Annotated in this window: 18 protein-coding genes and 2 tRNA genes; 17 read left to right on the top strand and 3 right to left on the bottom strand. The window is 48.6% G+C overall.

Annotated elements, in window-relative coordinates:
• The first annotated feature begins 53 nt into the window (after positions 1-53).
• The 6 genes from DFQ00_RS03070 to zapA all read left to right on the top strand — a co-directional run bounded on the left by DFQ00_RS03070 (position 54) and on the right by zapA (position 9,518).
• Positions 54-127: transfer RNA gene (locus tag DFQ00_RS03070), tRNA-Pro, on the top strand.
• Positions 128-138: 11 nt separating this feature from the next.
• Positions 139-209, top strand: a tRNA-Gly gene (locus DFQ00_RS03065).
• Positions 210-653: 444 nt separating this feature from the next.
• On the top strand, positions 654-2,549 hold the full coding sequence (gene abc-f, locus DFQ00_RS03060; RefSeq protein ID WP_110893992.1) for a ribosomal protection-like ABC-F family protein: 1,896 nt from the start codon (positions 654-656) through the stop codon (positions 2,547-2,549).
• Positions 2,550-2,976: 427 nt separating this feature from the next.
• A complete protein-coding gene (gene pheS, locus DFQ00_RS03055; RefSeq protein WP_110893990.1) occupies positions 2,977-4,011 on the top strand; it encodes a phenylalanine--tRNA ligase subunit alpha in 1,035 nt (344 codons plus the stop codon).
• Between the two features lie 47 nt (positions 4,012-4,058).
• Positions 4,059-6,512: a phenylalanine--tRNA ligase subunit beta gene (pheT, locus tag DFQ00_RS03050; protein WP_110893988.1), complete on the top strand. Its 2,454-nt coding sequence runs from the start codon at positions 4,059-4,061 to the stop codon at positions 6,510-6,512.
• A gap of 138 nt (positions 6,513-6,650) precedes the next feature.
• Positions 6,651-9,518: a cell division protein ZapA gene (gene zapA, locus DFQ00_RS03045; RefSeq protein ID WP_110893986.1), complete on the top strand. Its 2,868-nt coding sequence runs from the start codon at positions 6,651-6,653 to the stop codon at positions 9,516-9,518.
• 106 nt (positions 9,519-9,624) lie between these two features.
• Here zapA and DFQ00_RS03040 read toward each other — a convergent pair whose 3' ends face one another.
• The gene (locus DFQ00_RS03040) at positions 9,625-10,002 is read right to left on the bottom strand and encodes a cupredoxin domain-containing protein (RefSeq protein ID WP_110893984.1); all 378 of its coding nucleotides are present in this window, start codon (positions 10,000-10,002) and stop codon (positions 9,625-9,627) included.
• A gap of 207 nt (positions 10,003-10,209) precedes the next feature.
• Positions 10,210-10,569, bottom strand: a complete 360-nt coding sequence (locus tag DFQ00_RS03035) for a phage holin family protein (protein ID WP_110893982.1) — start codon at positions 10,567-10,569, stop codon at positions 10,210-10,212.
• Positions 10,570-10,766: 197 nt separating this feature from the next.
• Here DFQ00_RS03035 and DFQ00_RS03030 point away from each other — a divergent pair, with 197 nt between their 5' ends.
• The 4 genes from DFQ00_RS03030 (at position 10,767) to DFQ00_RS03015 (ending at position 15,676) form a co-directional block, all read left to right on the top strand.
• Entirely contained in the window at positions 10,767-13,133 is a 2,367-nt protein-coding gene (locus DFQ00_RS03030) for an endonuclease MutS2 (RefSeq protein ID WP_110893980.1), read from the top strand.
• A gap of 72 nt (positions 13,134-13,205) precedes the next feature.
• On the top strand, positions 13,206-13,625 hold the full coding sequence (locus DFQ00_RS03025) for a DUF350 domain-containing protein (RefSeq protein WP_167433579.1): 420 nt from the start codon (positions 13,206-13,208) through the stop codon (positions 13,623-13,625).
• 122 nt (positions 13,626-13,747) lie between these two features.
• Positions 13,748-14,311 (top strand): hypothetical protein, encoded by a 564-nt coding sequence (locus DFQ00_RS03020; RefSeq protein WP_110893979.1) that lies wholly within the window; start codon positions 13,748-13,750, stop codon positions 14,309-14,311.
• 141 nt (positions 14,312-14,452) lie between these two features.
• On the top strand, positions 14,453-15,676 hold the full coding sequence (locus DFQ00_RS03015; RefSeq protein ID WP_110894087.1) for an MFS transporter: 1,224 nt from the start codon (positions 14,453-14,455) through the stop codon (positions 15,674-15,676).
• A gap of 137 nt (positions 15,677-15,813) precedes the next feature.
• Here DFQ00_RS03015 and DFQ00_RS03010 read toward each other — a convergent pair whose 3' ends face one another.
• Positions 15,814-17,034 (bottom strand): NAD(P)/FAD-dependent oxidoreductase, encoded by a 1,221-nt coding sequence (locus tag DFQ00_RS03010; RefSeq protein ID WP_110893977.1) that lies wholly within the window; start codon positions 17,032-17,034, stop codon positions 15,814-15,816.
• Positions 17,035-17,130: 96 nt separating this feature from the next.
• Between DFQ00_RS03010 and DFQ00_RS03005 the strand changes: the two genes are divergently transcribed.
• From DFQ00_RS03005 to DFQ00_RS02975, 7 genes are all read left to right on the top strand, one after another.
• On the top strand, positions 17,131-17,364 hold the full coding sequence (locus DFQ00_RS03005) for a hypothetical protein (protein ID WP_110893975.1): 234 nt from the start codon (positions 17,131-17,133) through the stop codon (positions 17,362-17,364).
• Between the two features lie 46 nt (positions 17,365-17,410).
• Positions 17,411-17,800 carry a spore coat protein gene (locus tag DFQ00_RS03000; RefSeq protein ID WP_110893973.1) on the top strand — a complete coding sequence of 130 codons (390 nt, stop codon included), beginning with the start codon at positions 17,411-17,413 and terminating at the stop codon, positions 17,798-17,800.
• 158 nt (positions 17,801-17,958) lie between these two features.
• Complete coding sequence (locus tag DFQ00_RS02995) at positions 17,959-18,459, top strand: Lrp/AsnC family transcriptional regulator (RefSeq protein ID WP_110893970.1); 501 nt, start codon at positions 17,959-17,961, stop codon at positions 18,457-18,459.
• A 13-nt stretch (positions 18,460-18,472) separates the two neighbouring features.
• Positions 18,473-19,681 (top strand): aminotransferase class I/II-fold pyridoxal phosphate-dependent enzyme, encoded by a 1,209-nt coding sequence (locus DFQ00_RS02990; RefSeq protein WP_110893968.1) that lies wholly within the window; start codon positions 18,473-18,475, stop codon positions 19,679-19,681.
• A gap of 221 nt (positions 19,682-19,902) precedes the next feature.
• Entirely contained in the window at positions 19,903-20,091 is a 189-nt protein-coding gene (locus tag DFQ00_RS29400; protein WP_244213675.1) for an aspartyl-phosphate phosphatase Spo0E family protein, read from the top strand.
• A 164-nt stretch (positions 20,092-20,255) separates the two neighbouring features.
• On the top strand, positions 20,256-20,807 hold the full coding sequence (locus DFQ00_RS02980; protein ID WP_110893964.1) for a type 2 periplasmic-binding domain-containing protein: 552 nt from the start codon (positions 20,256-20,258) through the stop codon (positions 20,805-20,807).
• 37 nt (positions 20,808-20,844) lie between these two features.
• Positions 20,845-21,390: a bifunctional adenosylcobinamide kinase/adenosylcobinamide-phosphate guanylyltransferase gene (locus DFQ00_RS02975; protein WP_167433578.1), complete on the top strand. Its 546-nt coding sequence runs from the start codon at positions 20,845-20,847 to the stop codon at positions 21,388-21,390.
• Position 21,391: the final 1 nt, after the last annotated feature.

The following is a 21,391-nucleotide window of genomic DNA, read 5'->3' as shown; positions in this document are numbered from 1 at the left end:
ATCATGTTATATTTAGTTTTGTAAAATTACTGTTAAGTTCCACAGGAATTTAACGGGACGTAGCTCAGCTTGGTAGAGCACCTGGTTTGGGACCAGGGGGTCGCATGTTCAAATCGTGTCGTCCCGATCGTTCATTTTGCGGGTGTAGTTCAATGGTAGAACTTTAGCCTTCCAAGCTAATAGCGTGGGTTCGATTCCCATCACCCGCTTTATAGGCATTACCGTAAACCCTTGAAATTCAAGGGTTTTTATTTTTATTTCAGAAGAGATGCAAAGGTTTCTTTATTGAGATTGGATTTTTTTCAATGATCTGGTACAATAGCAAGGTATTGATACTACACATGAATGAGAGGTAACCATACGTCCCATGAAGTAAGACACATGAATTGAACCCTAGTTAACTGCACATTAACGTATGACGCAGTCAGCCGAGCGGCTGAGCAATGAGGGGATTCGTGTGTCCAGATTCAGCTATGGGAATGGTATGGGACCAAGGGGAAGAGCGGGCTTAGAGCTTTGCTGTACTCGAAATTTGGGTTTCTTTGTTCATGCCATGTAGACCTATGTCTGTATTTGAATGCTTGTTTCCATAACAGTTGCTAAACCGCCGGCTGATGCCAGCGGTTTTTTTGTTAAGGAAAGGATGAGGACTCATGATGACATTGGTACGCTTGCATGAAGTATCAAAAGAATGGAACGGACAGGAATTGTTTGCAGGATTAAGCCTTGATATTAACGAGGGCGAACGCCTTGCTATACTGGGTCGCAACGGATGCGGCAAAACCACCTTGTTACGCATCATATTAGGTGAGGAGCAAGGTGGCGGACGGATTGACCGGCATCTTCCGCTGCATGAATGGGGCTTTATGCGCCAGCGCACAGACATAACAGATGATATTCAGGTGCTGGATGCGGTACGTCGGGAGAGTGGTCGGATTGACGAGATCAAGCGGGCACTGGAGGACATGGAGCACCAATTAAGCAACCCAGATGTAGGCGAGGACACCTCGTTGCTTGACCAATATGCTCGTTCTTTGGAGGAATATGAGCAGTTGAACGGGTACATGTGGGAAACCGAGGTGGAGAAGGTGCTGACCCGGCTTGGTCTGACGGAAGAACATTGGGGCAGGCCGTATCACTCCCTTAGCGGCGGTCAGAAAACGAAGGCACGGCTGGCCGGGCTACTGGTGAGTACGCCCCGGTTCCTGATTCTGGATGAGCCAACGAATCATCTGGATGAAGAGAGCATGCGCTGGCTAGAGAGCTGGCTATCTGCCTATGAAGGCACGGTACTGTTTGTATCCCATGACCGTACGTTTATAGATCAGGTTGCCACAGGTGTCATCGAATTCAGCGCAGACCAGCTGACCAAATATAAGGGCGGTTATTCCGATTATAAAGCCCATAAGGAGCGGGAGCTCAGGGAGCAGGAGGCGCTCTATCGCAAGCAACAGCTGGAGCGCAAAGCGCTGGAGGAAACCATTCGTAATTATCAACAGTGGTTTCATAAAGCCCATAACTCGGCAGGAGGCCAAGAGGTGAAGATCACCCAAAGCTTCTACAAGGCCAGAGCCAATAAAAATATTTCACGTTACCACGCCAAACAGAAGCAACTGGAGCGGCTGGAGAATGAGCGGGTGGATAAGCCGCGTGATGCTGCCAGACTGAACATGGAGCTGCAGATGAGCTCGCTTGGTGCGCGTCAGCTTTTGGCGCTGGAGGGAGTAAGCTTCTCCTATATGCCGGAACAGCCTTTGCTTCGGGATATGCGGCTGGCAGTTGAACGTGGTGATCGGCTTGCGGTCCGTGGAGCGAATGGGACGGGGAAAAGCACGCTGCTGAAGTTAATGATTGGAGAGCTGCAGCCTGTACAGGGCTTGGTCAGTCGGCATCCACAGCTCCGGATCGGTTACTTTTCACAAGAGCTGGAGGGGTTGCCTGAGCATCTGACACTGCTGGATAGTCTGCTTGTGCTTCCTTCGATGACACAAAGCGCTGCGCGCACGATTCTGGGATGCTTTTTATTTTCAAGAGAAGATGTGTTTAAGCATATTGGAGATTTAAGTATGGGGGAGAAGTGCAGGGTTGCGTTTCTGCGTTTGTACTTTGGCGGTGCCAATCTGCTTGTGCTTGATGAACCGACAAATTATCTGGATATTGACACTCAGGAAGTGATGGAACATGTGTTGCAAAAAGCTTCTGGTGCGTTAGTTGTTGTGTCTCACGACCGCATGCTGGTGCGAACGCTGGCGAACCGCCTGTGTGACTTGAAGCCGGACGGAACGGCATCGCTCTTTGAGGGTGGTGTGGCTGATTGGGAACAAACGGTGAGGTTGCGGGATTCTGCGCTGGATACACGGGATTCAGATGATGAGCGCCTGCGTCTGGAGATGAGGCTGTCGGCATTGCTTTCTCCGGTCAGTGCTGCGGGAGCAGACAGGTTGACAGGTGCCGAGGATGAGGAGAGACGGAAGACGGAGGCTACCGAGATTCGTATGATTCAGCAACGGTTGAAGGAACTGAGGAATCAGGGGGATTCTGCAAATTAGCATCTGGGCAAGCTTGCTATTTCGCCTTGTTTTGCATATAATAATGTACGATCATGAGATCATTGGTATGATGTAGCAGCATAAGTTTAACTTGATCAAACGTATTGATGGAGACAAGTAAGCAGTGCCTCTGGACAGGGAGGAAGCGCCGTAGATTGAGAGCGTTTCTGTAGAACAAGGCTGCTGAAATTCACTCCGGAGCGGTTCCCTGAACCTGTTGATGTGTGCATACACAGCAGCGACAGTAGGGGTAAACGGTTAACGGTCGTTATTCCGTATAGAGTGAGACAGAACGTGTTGCAGCGGATCATGAATCCGATGTGACGACGGGAGTCTAACAAGGGTGGTACCACGGTCTTTTCGTCCCTTTCGGGGAGAAAAGGCCTTTTTTTGTTGCAATAACAGCATTTAAAGGGGGCAATTACACATGAAAGAACGTTTAGAGGCATTGAAGGTCGAAGCGCTGGAGCAGTTGTCCGGTGTAACCGATCCGCAGACGCTTGCTGATCTGCGTGTAAAGTATTTGGGAAAAAAAGGTGCATTGACTGAAATTTTGCGCGGCATGGGTGCGCTTAGCGCCGAGGAGCGTCCAGTAATCGGACAAGTGGGTAACGATGTACGCGGAGCCATTGAAGAGGTTATCAACACTAAACAGGAGCAGTTCCAGAAGGAGGAAACCGCGAAGCGTCTGCAATCCGAGAAGGTTGACGTGACCTTGCCAGGACGTCGTGGAGGTCAAGGCGGTCTGCATCCGCTGACAAAAGTGGTGCAGGAGATCGAAGATATTTTCATCGGCATGGGATATCGTGTAGCGGAAGGCCCTGAGGTGGAGATGGACTATTACAACTTCGAAGCGTTGAACCTGCCGAAGAATCACCCGGCTCGTGATATGCAGGATTCCTTCTATGTGACAGAGGATCTGCTCATGCGTACACACACCTCACCGGTGCAGGTCCGTACGATGCAGAGCATGCAAGGCGAAGTGCCTGTCAAGGTCATCTGCCCAGGTAAAGTATACCGTCGTGATGATGACGATGCGACGCACTCCTTCCAGTTCCATCAGGTTGAAGGACTGGTGATCAGCGAAAACATTCGTATGAGCGATCTGAAAGGAACGCTGCTGCAGTTTGTGCGTGAAATGTTCGGGGCTCACACGGAAATTCGTCTCCGTCCAAGCTTCTTCCCGTTCACGGAGCCAAGTGCGGAAGTCGATGTAACCTGTGTACAATGCGGCGGGAGCGGTTGCCGGGTCTGCAAGCAAACAGGCTGGCTGGAAATTTTGGGCGGCGGCATGGTTCACCCGAAAGTGCTTGAGATGGGCGGATATGACCCGGAGAAATATAGCGGATTTGCCTTTGGTATGGGGGTAGAGCGGATTGCGATGCTCAAATACGGCATTGACGACATTCGCCATTTCTATAACAGTGATCAGACGTTCCTGAAACAATTCGGACGCCTGTAATTGGAATAAACGTCAAACTAATATATAGATTAAGGAAGTGAACATGCATGAGAGTATCGACAGATTGGCTGTCTGATTATATTGCGCTTGAAGGTGTGACACCACAGGAGCTGGCAGAGAAAATTACCCGTGCAGGGATTGAAATTGATGTTGTGGAGAACCGCAATCAGGGCGTAAACAAGGTCGTTGTGGGTTACGTGAAGAGCAAGGAGAAGCACCCGGATGCGGATAAACTGAATGTATGTGTGATTGATGCAGGACAAGAGGAAGATCTGCAGATCGTATGCGGCGCTAAAAATGTGGATGCGGGTCAAAAGGTAGCGGTAGCCCTTGTAGGTGCGAAGCTTCCTGGCGGGCTGGATATCAAAAAGGCGAAGCTGCGTGGCGTGGTATCGCTTGGTATGATCTGCTCTGCCAAAGAGCTTGGCATGAACGACAAATTGCTACCTAAAGAGCAGCAGGAAGGTATTCTTGTGCTGCCGGAGCAGACCGAGATTGGTACGCCGATCAGTCAGGTGCTCGGACTCGACGATCATGTGCTGGAGCTGGATTTGACGCCAAACCGTTCCGACGCCTTGAGCATGCGAGGAGCAGCATACGAAGTGGGTGCGATTCTGGGCCGCGAAGTGAAGCTGCCGAATCCGAAGGAGCATCTGGTTGAGGCTGGAGATGAAGCGGCTAAGCACATCTCGGTAGAGATCAAAGCGCAGGAGCAATGCAGCCACTATACGGCTCGTTATGTGACTGGCATCAAGCTGGGAGCTTCCCCGCTCTGGATGCAAAATCGTCTCGTTGCAGCGGGCGTACGTCCAATCAACAATATCGTGGACATTACGAATTACGTGATGCTGGAATATGGTCAGCCTTTGCATGCGTTTGACGCAGATAAGCTGGAGAATGGACGTATTGAGGTACGTATGGCGCATGAGGGCGAAACGATTGTGACGCTGGATGGTCAGGAGCGCAAGCTGGAGCCGCATATGCTGCTTATTACCGATGGCGTAAAACCTGTCGCAATCGCAGGGGTGATGGGCGGTGAAAACTCCGAGGTATCGGAGGGCACCGTAAATCTGCTTCTGGAGTCCGCCAAGTTTGACGGCGGAACTGTGCGGAAAACGTCGCGCCAACTGGGGCTGCGTTCCGAAGCAAGCTTGCGTTTTGAAAAGGAAGTGGACCCCGGTGCGGTCATTACGGCTCTCGATCGTGCGGCTGAACTTATTCAGCGCTATGCGTCAGGGATTGTGCATCAGGGGATTGTGCAGGCTGGAGCGGAGGCTTCCGAGAAACGTGTCATTCAAATGTCGCTGAGCAGGCTCAACCGTTATCTGGGTACAGACCTGTCTTTGCTTGAGGTGAAAACGATCTTTGCCCGTCTGCATTTTGCATGTGGTGATGCGGAACAAGATGTTCTGGACGTTGAGGTGCCGACGCGCAGAGGAGATATTACACTGGATGTGGATTTGTTTGAAGAGGTTGCCCGTTTATACGGATATGACAACATTCCAACGACATGGATCGAAGGACCGACGACACCGGGAGCGTACACACGTCCTCAAGCGATTCGTCGTACGATCCGCAGTGTAATGTCCGGCAGTGGCTGGCAGGAAATGATCAGTTATTCGTTTGTTCACCCGGACAAAGCGGTATTATTCCCTGCACTGACGCAAGGAAGCAAGGCTGTTAAGCTGGCAATGCCAATGAGTGAGGATCGCAGCGTGCTGCGTACGAGCATTTTGCCGCAGATGCTGGATGCTGCTGTATACAATATGAACCGGAAACAGGATTCGCTTGCGTTGTTTGAAGTGGGCAGTGTTTTCTTCACAGAAGAAGAGAAGCTGACTAAGCAGCCACATGAAATTCCGGTGCTCGCTATGCTGCTTACAGGCAATCGTGCAGCGCAGCAATGGAATGTCGGGGCGGAGAAGGTAGATTTCTTCGACTTGAAGGGCGCACTTGAACACCTGTTTGCTTATCTGGGACTCGAGCAGCGAATTCGTCTGGTGGCGAATAGCCCGGAAGGTTTCCATCCGGGGCGTTCTGCCTCGGTGCTTCTGGATAGCAAAGATGGCAGTGAGAGCATGTTGATCGGCACAATTGGTCAATTGCATCCAGAGCTGCAGCAGCAGTATGACCTGAACGATGTTTATGTGGCTGAAATTGCCCTTGAGGCGATATACAAAGAAGCTGATGCGGATATTCGTTATCGCGAGCTGCCGCGCTTCCCGGCTGTAGAACGTGATATCGCGGTAGTGGTAGGCAAGGAGATTGAAGCTGGGGACATGCTGCGCGAGATTCGTGAATCCGCAGGTGAACTGCTGGAGACAGTGAAGGTATTCGATGTGTTCACAGGCAGCAAGCTTGGCGAAGACAAGAAAAGTGTGGCGATGGCTCTCGTATACCGAAACCGTGAGCGTACGCTGACGGATGAAGAGATTACGGAAGTTCATGCCCGTGTTGTAACACGTTTGGAAGAGCAATTCAACGCAGAACTGCGCAAATAGAACTGAAGTCAATTTTTTGAATAGAAATTAGCAGGAATTGCTTGAAGTCACATCGAATCCTTAGCATTAGAGGATCGATGTGACTTTTTTGTCATGACAGCTTAGAATCAACATACAGACTTGAAGGAGGGCACAACTGTGACTACACCTGATCGTACACGCGTCACCGTAGAGATTTACGGGACTTCCTATAAACTGGTTGGCAGCAGTGCCGACTATATGAAACAAGTAGCAAACCTGGTAGATGAGCGTATGAGCGCTATTTCGAAAAGTCATTCCCGCTTAGATATGCCGCGGATTGCGGTACTTGCGGCTGTACATATGGCTGAGCAGTCTCTTCAGACGCAGGAAATCCGCGATGAGCTCAAGATGCTTACGGGAGAACGTACAGAGCTTCGTAATGAAATCAATCGGTTAAACGCCATTCAGAGTGAGCATCAGAAGGAATTGCAGCTACGCGACCAGTCTCTTAATGAGGTTCGGCAGCAGAAAAATGAAGCGGAGAAGGCTTTGCAGAAGCTGGCTTCAGAGAAGCAGGCTGAAATCTCTAGGCTGAATGCGTTATTGGAGCAAGAGCGCAGTCAGATGAAGGAACAGATTCAGAAGCTGCAGACTCAGGGTGCGGCACAGCTTAAAGAGGCAGAGGCCAAAGGTGCGGCACGTGTTAAGGAAGCAGAGGAAAAGGCAGCAAATCAGCTGAAGCAAATGCAGGGGCAGTCTGCCGCGCAGCTTAAAGAAGCCCAGAACCGTGCGACAGCGGAGCTGCAGCAGGTGCAAGCCAAGGCTGCTGCTCAATACAAAGAGCTGCAGGACAGAACCGTAGCTCAATTGAAGGAAGCGGAGCGCCTGGCGGCGGCTGAACGTCAAAAAGTGGAGGCGCAGGCGGCACAGCAGGTGCAGGCGGTTAAGGAGGAAGCTGAATCAGCGATCTTGTCCGAACTGGAGCAGGCCGAGATCAGACTGAAGCAGGTACAGGAGGAGGCCGCTGTTCAATATGCCGAGTTGCAGGAGCAGCTGAAGCAGCGTCTGGAGCAAGCCCAGCATGATGCCCGTAAGCAGTCAGATCTGCTGACAGCGCAGGCCAAGCAGGAAAGAGAAGCTTTACAGGCGGAAGCGGAACAGAAGCGGCTAACGGAGATGGAGCAGCTGGAGGCCAAATACAAAGCTCTTTCCGAGCAAGCTGAACTGGAATGGATGGAGAAAGAAGCGTTCCTCGAGGACCAATTGAAAGGAGAGCAGGAAGCAGCGCTTGTACGTGTTGCAGAGACAGCAGCAGCAGCGGAGGAACGTCTTAAACAGGAACGGGTCAAGCTCGTGCGTCAGCTTGAGGAAGAACGTGAGCAGGCGGAAGCTCGTATACAAGAATTGAATGAACAGGTTACAGCAGTACAGCAGCAACTGCAGCATGCGCAGGAAGTGGTTTCTGAGCAGGAGCAGCTGTTACAGACGGAGCGTACACAAGTGAAGTCGTTGCATGAGGAGCGTAAGGCTCTCAAGCAGGAGCAGGAAATCCAGGCACGCCGCATTGTGGAGCTGCAACAACAGCTCGAGCAGATTAAAGGGGACAGCAGCGAGCTGCAAACCAAGCTCCGCGAAACAGAGCAATCATTGAAGCAGGCACAGGAGTCCCAGCAACAATGGCAGGAGCAGTATAACGAAGTGGTGGAGCGTGAGACCGCACTTGCAGCTCAATTGCGCAAACTTCAGGAGCAGCATGCCCAGCTTGAGCAGGATGCGCAGCATCTGCTTGAATCGGAAGCGAAGTCGGAGCAAGAGCAGCGCAGATTGCAGAAGGTGCTCGAACAGGCACATGCAGCTGTACGTACATTGCAACATGAAATTAGTGGACTCACCGAGAGTGAACAGTCATGGAAGACACTTGCCGAACAACGCCTGGCTGAGATTGGTGACCTGGAGAATCAGATTCTTGAAGCTGCAGAGCAGAATGAAACGCTTGAATCCGGGGTACAGTCTTTGCACGATGAGCTGACGGTTGTCAAAGAAGAAGCGCGTCTCTACAATGAAGAGGCCGTTCGATATGAGAGGGAAACCGAGGAGCTGGAAGCCCGGCGCAAGCAATTGACTGCGGAACTGGACGGCACTCGTAATGAACTGAATGAAGCTCGTCTTGAATTAAAGGATACGCGTGACGAATTAAATGGAACTCGTGATCAATTGAATGTGGCCCATCATGAATTAACTGGAGCTCATGATGAATTGCAAAGCGCCCAAGAGGAATTAGTCCGTCTGCAAGAGCAGTATAAGCAGATTCGGAATGATTACAGTGATGCGCTGCAGCGTGAAGAGAACGTCGACTCTCTTATGAGGGAGCTTGAAGCAGAGAAACATGGGCTGGAGGATGCCCTTCACGAAGCAAGGCAGTCTGCTGAGCAGCTTGCCAAACGTTATACAGAGCAGGCGAATCAACTGGCTCAGATCGAAGAGGAAGCTCTGGAATGGCAGATTAAACATGAGGATCTGTCAGCTACTCAGGTCGAAGTGTCTTCACGTATCGAGCAGCTGACGACCCGTGAAGAAGAGCTCCGCACTCAATTGGAGCATGCAGTTCAGGCTGCCAAGCAGAACGAGCAGGTATGGAAGCTTCGTGCGGAAGAATGGTCGTCCCAGGAGCAGGCATGGCAAGAACGCTGGACTGCACTGGAGGGTGAGTTGACGGCGTGGCAGCGTGAAAGTGCGGTGAGTTCAGAGAAGCTGGAAGAACTGGCACAGGAGCGAGACCAGCTCTTGAAGGAGCGCACACAGCGGGAACAATTGCAAGCTGAGGCGGACGAAGAGAAACGGATTATGGAGAATGAACTGAGGGAATATAGTGAACGTTATGAGCTTGCTGCCAATCAGCTGCGGTTAATGCAGGTTGAGCGGGAAATAGAACAAGAGAAGGCTGAGCAGCTGAATACAGAATATCGCGAGCTCCATGATGAATATACGAAATTACAGACGGAATATAACGAATGGATTGAATTGATTGAGCAGGATCAGACGTAACGGACATGTTGTTTCGTGCAGGTTCTTTCTGACCAGCAAACTCTTGCACAATTTGTTATAATACAAGAAGAGCCCCCGTCGCTGCGGGGGCTACTTGTATTGAGTGTTATTCCTCAACAATAATTTTGGAGATCATGCTGCTGTGACCTGAGCCGCAAAAAACGGAGCAGGACATTTCAAACTCACCGGCTTTGTCCGGGGTGATCACTTTGGAATTTTTTCTGGTGTCCAGTTGCAGGTTCAATTCTGGTACAAGTATCCCGTGATTTCCGTTCACATTTTCATACACAATTTTGACAGGAACGCCTTTTTTAATCCGGTATTCAGGTTGGTCGAACTCGTAGTTGCTTGCTTTGATGACCAGTTGTTCACTGGCCTCTACTTCCGGCTCAGATGCCTCGGAGTTTGAATTGTTTGCGTTTCCGCACGCAACCAGAACAAGAATTAACATACAGGCGGCAAGCCAAGCCATGCCTTTTTTCATGATAGGCCTCCTTACTGCAATATGGATAAAATTTGAATCATTTCTCAAGTCATCATACCGCAATTGAACAATGCCTGTACATGTCGGTTATGTCGTTTTTTCGAAAATTGATGATATGTAGTCAAAGAAACAAAAAACCTCCTCAGGCAGGAGAGCCTTCAGAGGTTTACGATGCTTGCCAGAGTCAGGTCGGGTACATGCGCGCTGTTAACTCTTGGAGCTGCGTCCGGCATCAAACGGGGTGGATACCGGAATGAAGAGATCTATAATCCCGATAACCAGAGCGGCGAGAATGGCACCGAGCAGGCTGACTTCAACGTGATCCACGACATACTGGCCTAGCCAGATAACCAGTGCGCTGACGATGAAGCCGACAATTCCCCTGCCGAAGGGATTAACTCTTTTGCCAAATATGCCTTCAACGATCCAGCCAAGCAAAGCGATAACAAGAGCAAGCATAAGCGCGCTCCAGAAACCGCCGACGGTGAAACCAGGAACGATCCAGCTCACAACCATCAGTACAATGGCGGCAATAATAAATCGTACGACATGGCCCAGAAAATTCATGGGGTTACCTCCTTTGTCTCAGATTGGATTGACTAAATGAATTCAAATTGTGCTATGGGCTTTTGAATTGTGTAGACAACCCTGACCATCGTAGTTTGCTGCTTCACAATCAAACTTATGTGTGGAAGGATTCGTTAAATAGCGCAGCACAGGTTCTTTCGTTATAATACAGATATAGTTTGGAAGGAGTTGTAAACTTGGACACGAAAATTTTACACACGCTGGAATATCGCAAAATTTTAAATACATTGCTCGGCTTCGCCCAAACGTCAATGGGCAAGAAAAAAGCGGAGCAACTTGAGCCAATTGGCGAGCTGGAGGAAGTAAAACGTTTGCTTCAACAAACGGACGAAGCATTCACCTTTGATCGTTTGAAGGGCTCACCGTCCTTCGGCGGAATTGTTGACATTACCGCTTCCGTGAAACGTGCTGAAATTGGGGGCACGCTGAATCCGCATGAGCTGTTAGGTATTTCCAATACAACGCATACGGCCAGACGATTGAAACGTCAGATTGCAGCGCTTCACGAGGATGAACCGATTGAATCGCTCTTTTATATCAGTGATCAGCTGTCTGAGCAGAAGGATCTGGAGGATGCGATCCGCATCTGTATTGACGACAATGCGGAGGTGGCGGACACTGCAAGTGTGACACTGGCACAGATTCGCCGTGAATTGCGCGGAGGAGAAGCTCGCATTCGTGAGAAGCTGGATTCCATGATTCGCTCGTCTACCGTTTCCAAAATGCTGCAGGATCAGCTTATTACGATTCGTGGAGATCGTTTTGTCATTCCGGTTAAAGCAGAGTATCGCTCATACTTCGGTGGTATCGTGCATGACCAGTCAGGTTCAGGAGCCACACTTTTCATTGAGCCGGAATCCATCGTGGCGATGAACAACAAATTACGCGAGACCCGAATTCGGGAAGAGCGTGAAATTGAGATCATTTTGCAAAAATTGACGGCACTTGTCAGTGAACAGGGCGAATGGCTGTTATATGATGTCGATTTGCTGGCATCCCTTGATTTTATTTTTGCCAAAGCACGTCTGGCCCGTGAATTGAAAGCAACGCTCCCTCGGATGAATGACCGGGGATTCCTCAAGCTGAAAAAGGGACGGCATCCGCTAATTCCGATTGAGCACGTCGTTCCCATTGATATAGAGCTGGGTAACGACTACACTTCTATTATCGTGACGGGCCCGAACACGGGCGGTAAAACGGTAACGCTAAAGACGATAGGTTTATTAAGTCTCATGGCGATGTCGGGATTGTTTGTACCAGCCGAGGATGGCAGCCAGCTCTGTGTATTTGATGCCATCTATGCGGATATTGGTGATGAGCAGAGCATTGAACAAAGTCTGAGTACCTTCTCCAGCCATATGACCAACATCATTCGTATTCTGAAAAATATGACGCCGAAAAGTCTCGTTCTGTTGGACGAGCTTGGAGCAGGAACCGATCCGGCAGAAGGCTCTGCGCTGGCAATTTCCATGCTGGAGCACATGCACCGGACAGGCTGCCGGATGGTTGCAACAACACACTATAGTGAGCTGAAGGCCTACGCTTACGAGCGTAAAGGTGTCATTAATGCAAGCATGGAGTTTGATATCAACACACTTAGTCCGACATACCGCCTTCTGGTCGGTGTACCGGGACGCAGTAACGCTTTTGCGATTGCGGAGCGTCTTGGCTTACCGGGATACATTCTCGATTATGCTCGCGGTGAAGTGAAGGAAGAGGATCAACGAATTGAACATATGATCGCTTCGCTTGAAGAGAACCGTCTCACGGCTGAACAGGAACGTGCGAAGGCCGAAACACTCCGTCAGGATATGGAAAAGTTGCGTAGTCGCCATCAGACCGAGCTGGAGAAGCTGGAGCAGCAGCGTGATCGCCGGATTGAAAAGGCTGAGGAGGATGCGCGCAGCATCGTCGACAAGGCTCGTGCAGAAGCGGAGAAAATTATCGCTGACCTGCGGCAGCTTGCGATGGAAGAAGGTGCATCTGTCAAGGAGCACAAGCTGATTGCTGCTCGCAAACAGCTGGATGAGGCAGAGCCAGAGAAACGCAGAAAAACGGTCAAAAAATCAGATAGTCCCAAAGTTCGTGCCATTGGTCCAGGGGATGAGGTACTCGTCTACAGTCTTAACCAGAAGGGCCATGTTGTGGAGATGGCTGGCAGCAAGGATGCGGTGGTACAGCTTGGCATCATGAAGATGAAGGTGTCACTGGATGATCTGGAATTGCAGCAAGCAGCGCCTGCTGTAAAGCAGCCGAAGCAGAAGCCGGTAACGGGCATGAAACGTACGCGAGATGATAATGTAAAAAGCGAGCTGGATCTGCGCGGTACCAACCTCGAAGAAGCGCTGATGGAGACGGATCGCTTCATTGATGAAGCATTCCTTGCCAATCTGGGCATGGTCTACATTATTCACGGCAAAGGAACAGGAATTTTGCGATCCGGTATTCAAGATTATCTGCGAAAGCATAAACATGTTAAGAGTTATCGCTTGGGCAATTACGGAGAGGGCGGCAATGGCGTGACCGTCGCTGAGCTGGAATAGCCTGCTGTAGCATGAATGATACTATCTGCTGTTCTGGTCATTGGGGCAGCAGATTCGGAAGGAGAATGGGGAGTGAAAGAAGCGATTGACGGACTGCTGTCTCATCCGCTGGGGATGGTCCTCGGTTTCTTCTCGGTGGCAATTATGGAGCTGCTTGTTTTTCTGGCATGCTTCGAACTGGTGACCAAGTATAAGTGCTGGTCGGAGATCAGAAAAGGCAATGTGGCTGTTGCAATGGCTACGGGAGGTAAAATCTTCGGTATCTGCAATGTACTCCGTTTTTGCATCCAGGCAAAATCTTCGGTTTACGATGCAATGACATGGTCCATTGTTGGCTTTATCCTGCTGCTGGTGGCGTATTTTCTATTTGAGTTTCTGACCCCGGTATTTTCGATTGATCGGGAGATTGAAGCGGATAACCGGGCAGTGGGCTTGATATCCATGATCATTTCTGTTTCATTATCCTTTGTTATTGGTGCAAGCATTATCTAGGGGGATCACGATGATGAAAATATTGATACGGATTTTGTTTGCGGCATCACTCGTATTTTTTGCCATCGGTGTGATTTATGTAATGAATACGTGATTATTTGAAGGAGAAAGGTTGATAGAGGATGGAAACAACAGTATGCCCTTGGTGTCACACAGAGATCGTATGGGATGAAGAGCTGGGACCCGAGGAAGAGTGTCCTTATTGTCACAATGAATTGAAAGGGTATCGTACACTTAATATCAACATTGGTGACGAAGAGAGTGCTGATACGGATGAAGTGTTCTATGATGCGGGCAGTGCAACAGATCAAGAGCAGATTTCAGATCTGACTTCGTTATGGGGCGATGAAGTGGAGCTCAAATTGCCGGAGCTTCGTACGCTGAACAAATATGCAGATGAGGGCAATGATCTGATTCAGTATGAGCAAGGTGTGGAAAAGCAGCTGGATCAGCAGGAGGAAGTGCCAGAGTGTCCGAATTGCAGAGAATTTATGATTCTAGCCGGCTCACAGGCAGCCAGCCCGGATACGTTTATACCGATTGCTAATGCGGTTTCAGGTAAGGGGTCTGTATTATCCCCTCCATTTACCGTTCTGACTTATGTGTGCTCCGGGTGCTTCCAGGTGCAATACAGTTTGTCTGAGGATGATCGTCTACGATTGATCCAGAACCTGAGCGTACAGTAAATTAAGGCGAGTCACTGTTCGAAAGCTAATTTTATACAAATCCAAAGACGCATCATGTTTTTCCTTCACTTGGGGCAGGTTAATGCGAAGAGCCGCCTGTTCATGTTTTTGCTGTTTGCTTCAGGTGATAAGGAGGGGCAGATGAAGATTACTTTGGGAAGACAATCCATTCTGCTTTTGGGCGTGAATGGATTGTTTGCGTTAGCAGGAGCGTTGTCGGGCACATTCCTGAACGTGTTTCTCTGGAAAAGTCGGCCGGATTATACCATGCTGGGCTGGTTTACGATTAGTCAGCAATTGGCGATTGGTATTACATTTTGGCTTGCGGGCAAGTGGGTTAAGGAACATAACAAAATGGCTGCATTAAGGCTGGGCACCGCCTGTTCAGGAATATTTTATTTGCTGGTGTTATGGACGGAAGAGCAGGCAGTTAACTGGATATGGCCATTAGGCTTGCTGCTCGGTTGTGCTTTGGGGCTATTCTGGATCGCATTTAATGTGGTGTATTTCGAAGTGACTGATCGGGAGAACAGGGACCTCTTTAATGGCTGGGTCGGATTGCTCGGCTCCATGGCAGGCATTATCGGTCCTTGGTTTTCCGGTTTTATTATTTCACGTATGGCGGACAATACGGGATACCGGTTTATCTTTACCGTGTCCCTTGTCATCTATATCATTGCAGTGTTGTGCAGTTTTTTTCTAAAAAAAAGAAAAGTTAGCGGCACATACCGCTGGTCGGAACCGATCAGGCAATTGCGCATTCCGAACAGTCCTTGGCGACCGCTGGCTAAGGGACTTTTTGCCCAAGGGGTTCGGGAAGGTGTGTTTGCGTTTCTGATTGCGTTACTGGTCTATTTGGCGACAACACAGGAGTATAAGCTTGGCCAATTCTCATTGATTACTTCAGCGGTGGCGCTGGTCAGTTATTGGGCTGCTGGTAAATGGTTTAAGCCCCATTACAGATATAAGGGGATGTTTGCTGGTGGCTTGCTGCTGCTTGTTGTTCTGTTTCCTTTACTCTGGAAAGTAACTTATGGAACACTGCTCTTTATGGGCATTGGAAGTGCGATAGCGATGCCTTTATATATTTTGCCGATGATCTCGGCAGGGTTCGACATGATGGGCACAAGCGGCGAAAATGTAGAGAAAAGAGTTGAACTTGTCGTATTACGAGAGCTGTGTCTGATGTGTGGCAGGCTGTTTGGTCTGACTATATTTATGATTACTGCCGTCATCTCTCCTTCTCAGCAGGTATTGATCTGGCTGATCATAGCTCTTGGTGCATTCCCGCTCATCGGGTGGGCCTTCATGCGCAAGTTGCTGCTTGAACCGTTAGCCCAGGAAGCCTCCAAGGAGGCGCAATAAAAATCAACCAGAAAAGGGTACGACACAGGGAGTGCGTCACTTCCCATGCCGTACCTTTTTGTATGATACGTGAAACGTATTCAGCTCCGGGCAAACGTAATAAACCTGGCTTATTTTCTTGGCTGCCTGATTGGAATCTAGGCAGGGGAAGGCTTGCTGGTTCTCGTCAGGGAGAATAGCTGCATATCCCCATTATCCTTGCCAGTGATTGCATCTGCGATAAGCGTAGCTGCGATCATACTATACACTGTGCCATTTCCACCATAACCTTCAACAAAATAGGAATGAGGGTAATCCGGATGTGTGCCGATCAAGGGCAGACCATCATGGGTATTACCAAACACGGCTCCCCAAGCATAATCGACCTCAAGCTCTTCAAGCGGGAAATAGGATCTGACCTCTTCAAGCAAAACATCGCCCTGATTGCTGGCTCGAAGCTCGCGTTGATCTTTATCAGGTGTTTCTTCATCCAGCCCACCCGCGATAATTCGATTATCCGGCGTAGTACGCAAATACAGATAGGGGCGTGCGGTTTCCCAAATCATGGCCTGTTCATGCCAGCTGCTCAGATCGGATAGTGGCTTGGTTGTGATGGCGTACGTCGATTTCAGGTAGGCTCCGCGATCTTTTTTGATTTCTTGTGTCTCATAACCGGCAGCATAAACAACCTTCTTGGCTCTTATTTTCCCATTAGAGGTATGACACCATACCCCCTCGTCATCATAGTCACAATGTATCATTTCCGTTTGTTCGTAGATTCGTGCCCCAAGTTGACTTGCGGATTCAAACAACGCTTGAACAAAGCGAAATGGATTCACCTCTGCATCCCCTTTGGTATAAAGCGCGGCCGGCTTTTCAAAAGGAAAATGTTTTTTTATCTGATCTGCGTACCACAGCTCCGCTTCGAATCCGTATCTTTGCAAGGTGTGATATTCTTCCTCCAGCAAAGCAACATCTTCTTCAGTGCTGGCAAAACAGAAGCTGGTTCGCGGGATAAACCATGGATCGGTTTCCAGCTTTTCGGCAATTGTGGCGAGCTGCTTCATCGCTTCACGGCACAGCTCATAGAAGCGTACTCCTGTTTTCTCTCCAAATGTATGAATACAGGAGGTCAACGTTTTGTCATTGGTATATTGCAGCAAGCCAGTATTGGCAGAACTGCTTCCATGAGCGAGTTTGCGTTTATCAATAACAACTGTATCGAGTCCGCGTTCTGTCAGTAGTCTGGAAGCAAGTGCTCCTCCCATGCCTCCGCCTATGATCAGGCAGTCACAGGAAATATCGGTATTCAGGGAGGGATGCTCCACATCAGATTTGTAGGTAGTAGGCCAGTAGGTAGTACCATAAACGAGATCCATTGAAAACGACTCCTTTGACATCTTATTTGGTATAGTTTTGCAATTCAAGGTAACAATAAGCTCGCATAAACTTTAGATTAAGGAGGTTAGACGTATATGCACCATTCACCAATGCAAGCACTCAGCCCAAAGGAATTGAACTATATTGCCGATTCCATCTCTAACGAGGAGATGCTGATCAAGCAATGCGCTGCTACTGCTTCCATCGCTACACATCCGGCCATTCAACAGGCATTGAATCAATATGTCCGGACCCATGAGCAGCATATGAATACGTTGATTCAAGCGCTGCATCAGCATCAGTCTCTTGCACCTTCCCAATCACAATAAGTTTCGAGGTAGCTAGAAGCAATATCAGCACATAGGAGGAAAAACCATGTACAGTCAACATCAAAGCGGTCAATTTATGCAGGAACAGGATTTGTTAAAAACGATTCTTGCCGATCTAAGACGTACTTCACGTGAATATACGACAGCTACAACGGAGGCTTCTTGCCCGATGATTCGAAGTATGTTCAATGATCTGACCAATGATACATTGAGATTGCAAGGAGAAATGTTCAACCTGATGCAGCAGAACAACATGTACTCGGTTTCAGCCAAGGCGCCCCGGCAGGATCTGGACAAGCAAATTCAGTCTGCCCACCAGGCACAGCAAAAATGTCAGCAATTTATTCAGGAGAAAAATGTTCAAAGAAGCCCGTATAATCAAAACCCTAACGTGTCACAGCATCAGCCCAATTACGGTAACCCTTATTACATGTAACCTGTAGATACAGGGGTTGAAGCAGACATCCTGAGGGAGCATACCACCGCTTGCCCGAATTGAGGGCAGGCGGTCTTTTGTCTATGCATCAACGTTAAATTCATGTAATATAAGTATTAATTCATTTTAGGAACATGGATGACGCTGGAGGGAAAACGATGAAGGAATTGAACGATCTGCAACTCAAAGTGCTGGATCTGTTGAAGGAAGACGCGAGAAGGACTCCCGCACTGCTGTCTACGCTGCTGGGGGAGTCGGAAGATAAGATCAAAGCTGCTGTAGCTCAGCTTGAACAGGACCACGTCATCGTAAAATATGCAACGGTTGTAAACTGGAGCAAAATTGATGATGAAAAGGTAACGGCCCTGATCGAGGTGCAAATTACACCGGAGCGTGGACGTGGCTTCGAGGGCATTGCTGAACGCATCTATCTGTATCCGCAAGTGAAGTCCGTATATCTCATGTCAGGTGCGTATGATCTGCTCGTTGAAGTAGAGGGTGGCAACCTGCGTGAAGTCGCTAATTTTGTGTCGGAGAAGCTGTCTCCGATTGATTCGGTGCTTTCTACCAAGACGAATTTTATTCTTAAAAAATATAAGCAGGACGGGATTATTTTTGAAGACCATCAGGAAGACAACCGTCTCATGATCTCGCCGTAAAGGAAGATGTGTCATGATAGTGAATGAACAGACAACCGGGAATAACAAAACAATGTCCTCATATCTGGCTCCGCTGGTTAAACAGATCCCTCCATCCGGTATCCGCAAGTTTTTTGATCTGGTAGGTGATAACAAGGATATCATCACGCTAGGGGTAGGGGAGCCGGACTTTGTAACACCATGGCATATGCGTGAAGCATGCGTCTATTCACTCGAAAGAGGTATGACCAGTTATACCTCCAATGCAGGTATGCCTAAGCTGCGTGAGGCTCTCAGTCAATATCTGGAGACGCAGTTTGATACCAAGTATGATCCAAAAGATGAGATTATTGTCACCGTAGGCGGCAGCGAAGCAATTGATCTGGCTCTGCGCGCGCTGATTGTTCCAGAAGATGAGATTCTGATTCCTGAACCGTCCTATGTTGCGTATTCGCCAATTGCCTCTATCGGTGGAGGTATCCCTGTCGGGGTGGAAACCTATGCGAAGGACCAATTCAAGGTAACCGCAGAAGCGCTGGAAGCCAGCATTACACCGAAATCCAAGGTCGTTATTTTATGTTATCCAAGCAATCCTACCGGGGCCATCATGACTTATGAGGACTGGCTGCCGATTGCAGAAGTGATTAAAAAGCATGATCTGATCGTCATTGCTGACGAAATCTACGCTGAATTGACGTATAATCAAAAACATGTCAGCTTCGCGTCGATTCCTGACATGAAGGATCGCACAATTCTGGTTAGTGGTTTTTCCAAAGCATTTGCAATGACAGGCTGGCGGATTGGTTATATGTGCGGGCATCCTGAACTGATTGCTGCCATGCTCAAAATTCACCAGTACACCGTAATGTGTGCGCCGGCCATGGGTCAGGTGGCTGCCTTGGAAGCTTTGACGAATGGGCTCGGTGAGAAGGATCGCATGGTGGAATCTTATAATCAGCGCAGACGTTTAATTGTGCAGGGATTTCGTGATATTGGGCTTGATTGCCATGAACCGCAAGGAGCATTCTATGCTTTTCCAAGCATCCAGAAGACAGGTCTTAGCTCCGATCTGTTTGCTGAACGCTTGCTGACGGAGAATAAGGTGGCCGCAGTTCCTGGTAACGTATTCGGACCGCAAGGAGAAGGTTTTTTACGTTGCTCTTATGCCACTTCAGTGTCCCAATTGAATGAAGCGCTGGAACGTATCGGAAATTTCGTTTACAAGGTTCAAAAAGAGGGTTAATAAGAAGAAGAGGTACAGAACAAATAAGGTAGTTAGAACTTTTCCAAAAAAATACTTTCTTTTACAAAATATTATGATATAATTTCAATTTGAAATAAGATTTCATATATTTGGAAAACTATTTTTTCAAGGAGGGGTTAGCTTTGTTTTGTGTTGAATATGATTTACCGACGAATCGTGGACACGTTCTGGCAGAAGGCGATCATGGCGACCGATGGTCGGTGAACCCTGATCACGCAGCCATGCCTAACATTTCCTTGGAAGATGAGATTCGCATGCTCCGAAGCAAGATGGAACAGATTTTCATGGAAGAGAAGTCGTTTACATCTGATATTGTTATTGAGATTAGCAGTCTTCTGGATTTGAAGATTAATGAATACATGAAGGCAAATCCGATCAAGCCGAAATAAATGTTCGGACGGATCGAATATGTCGTTATATCGAATTGCTGAAGGAGATCCGAGAGGGTCTCTTTTTGCTGTGTTGCCGGTTATGGCGCCGAAGCAGTTCCGTTATTTTTTTGCGTGGAACAATTGTGATATATTGGACATAGGAGACTAAAGGGGGAACTGGAATGAAGAGATTTTGGGGACTAGTGGCAATGGTTTCGCTCATTTTCTTATTATCTGGATGTGGGGGCAAGGACGGATTTACTGTGTTTATCATTGATAACCAGGGGAATCCATCTGGCATATCGGAGAAACTGCAAGAAAATTTGCAGAAAAAGCTCGGGGAAGAGCCTAAAGTGGAGATCATTACAAGTGCAATGTACGATGTTCAAAAAATATTGGTTGAGTATGCGGCAGGCAGCCATGACATCTTTATTTTGCCTGAGAATGATATGAAGCAGTATGGTCAGAATGGCTCGAATGTTCCGCTGGATGATACCTTTGATGTCAAAAAGTACGAGCGTGGTGTGTTTGAAGGGGCTGTACTGGTCGAAAAGGGCAAGGGCGATGATGGCTCGGACATGAAAAAGGAAACTCACTTATATGGCATCCCGCTTGAGGATATGCAAATGTTTAAAGATGTGAGCTATGCACCGAGCAACTTATTCGCCACCATTCCATTGTCAGCGGCTAATATTGAAGAGTCGAAAAAAGTGCTGAAGGCACTAACGGAATAAAATTTACATCCGAGCGGGTATGGAAGGGGGAAGCGGATTGCTAATTACGGTCACAGGCGGCATAGGCAGTGGGAAAACGCGCTTTGCGCTGAAATACGCGGCACAACTCAGCCGGGAAGGTGTTTATTTATCCACTGGTGATCATGATCCCGTTATTCCCGAATTGCCATCTGCTCATTATCGTGCGATTCAGGCAGGAAACGGGTTGAAGCTTGCTGAGCTTGTGACACAGATTAATCGAGAGTCCAATCTTTTTCTGGCAGATCAGCGCATCATTATCGTCGATAGTCTGACATCCTGGATGGCGGCTGGCTTCAGAGCAGCAGAAGACCTTGATCAACAACGACTGGAAACACAGCATTTGTTTGAAGCCTTGCTGTCCTATCAGGGCAAAATTCTGGTGATCACGAATGAGATGCACGGCAGCTTGTATCCGTCAGAGGAAGAACGTATTTTTGCAGCACGAATGGCATCGGTTAACCGGATATTACAGTCACATGCGGAGCAGATGTATATGCTTGTCTCCGGCCTTGCTATTGACTTGAAGGCTCAACAAGTACGGTTTGAAGATGAAGGGACTTAAA

This window comes from Paenibacillus barcinonensis (assembly GCF_003217495.1).
GTDB classification, from domain to species: Bacteria; Bacillota; Bacilli; order Paenibacillales; family Paenibacillaceae; genus Paenibacillus; species Paenibacillus barcinonensis.
The sequence above is the reverse complement of the archived record's forward strand: the minus strand, read 5'-3'. Positions and strand labels throughout refer to the sequence as shown.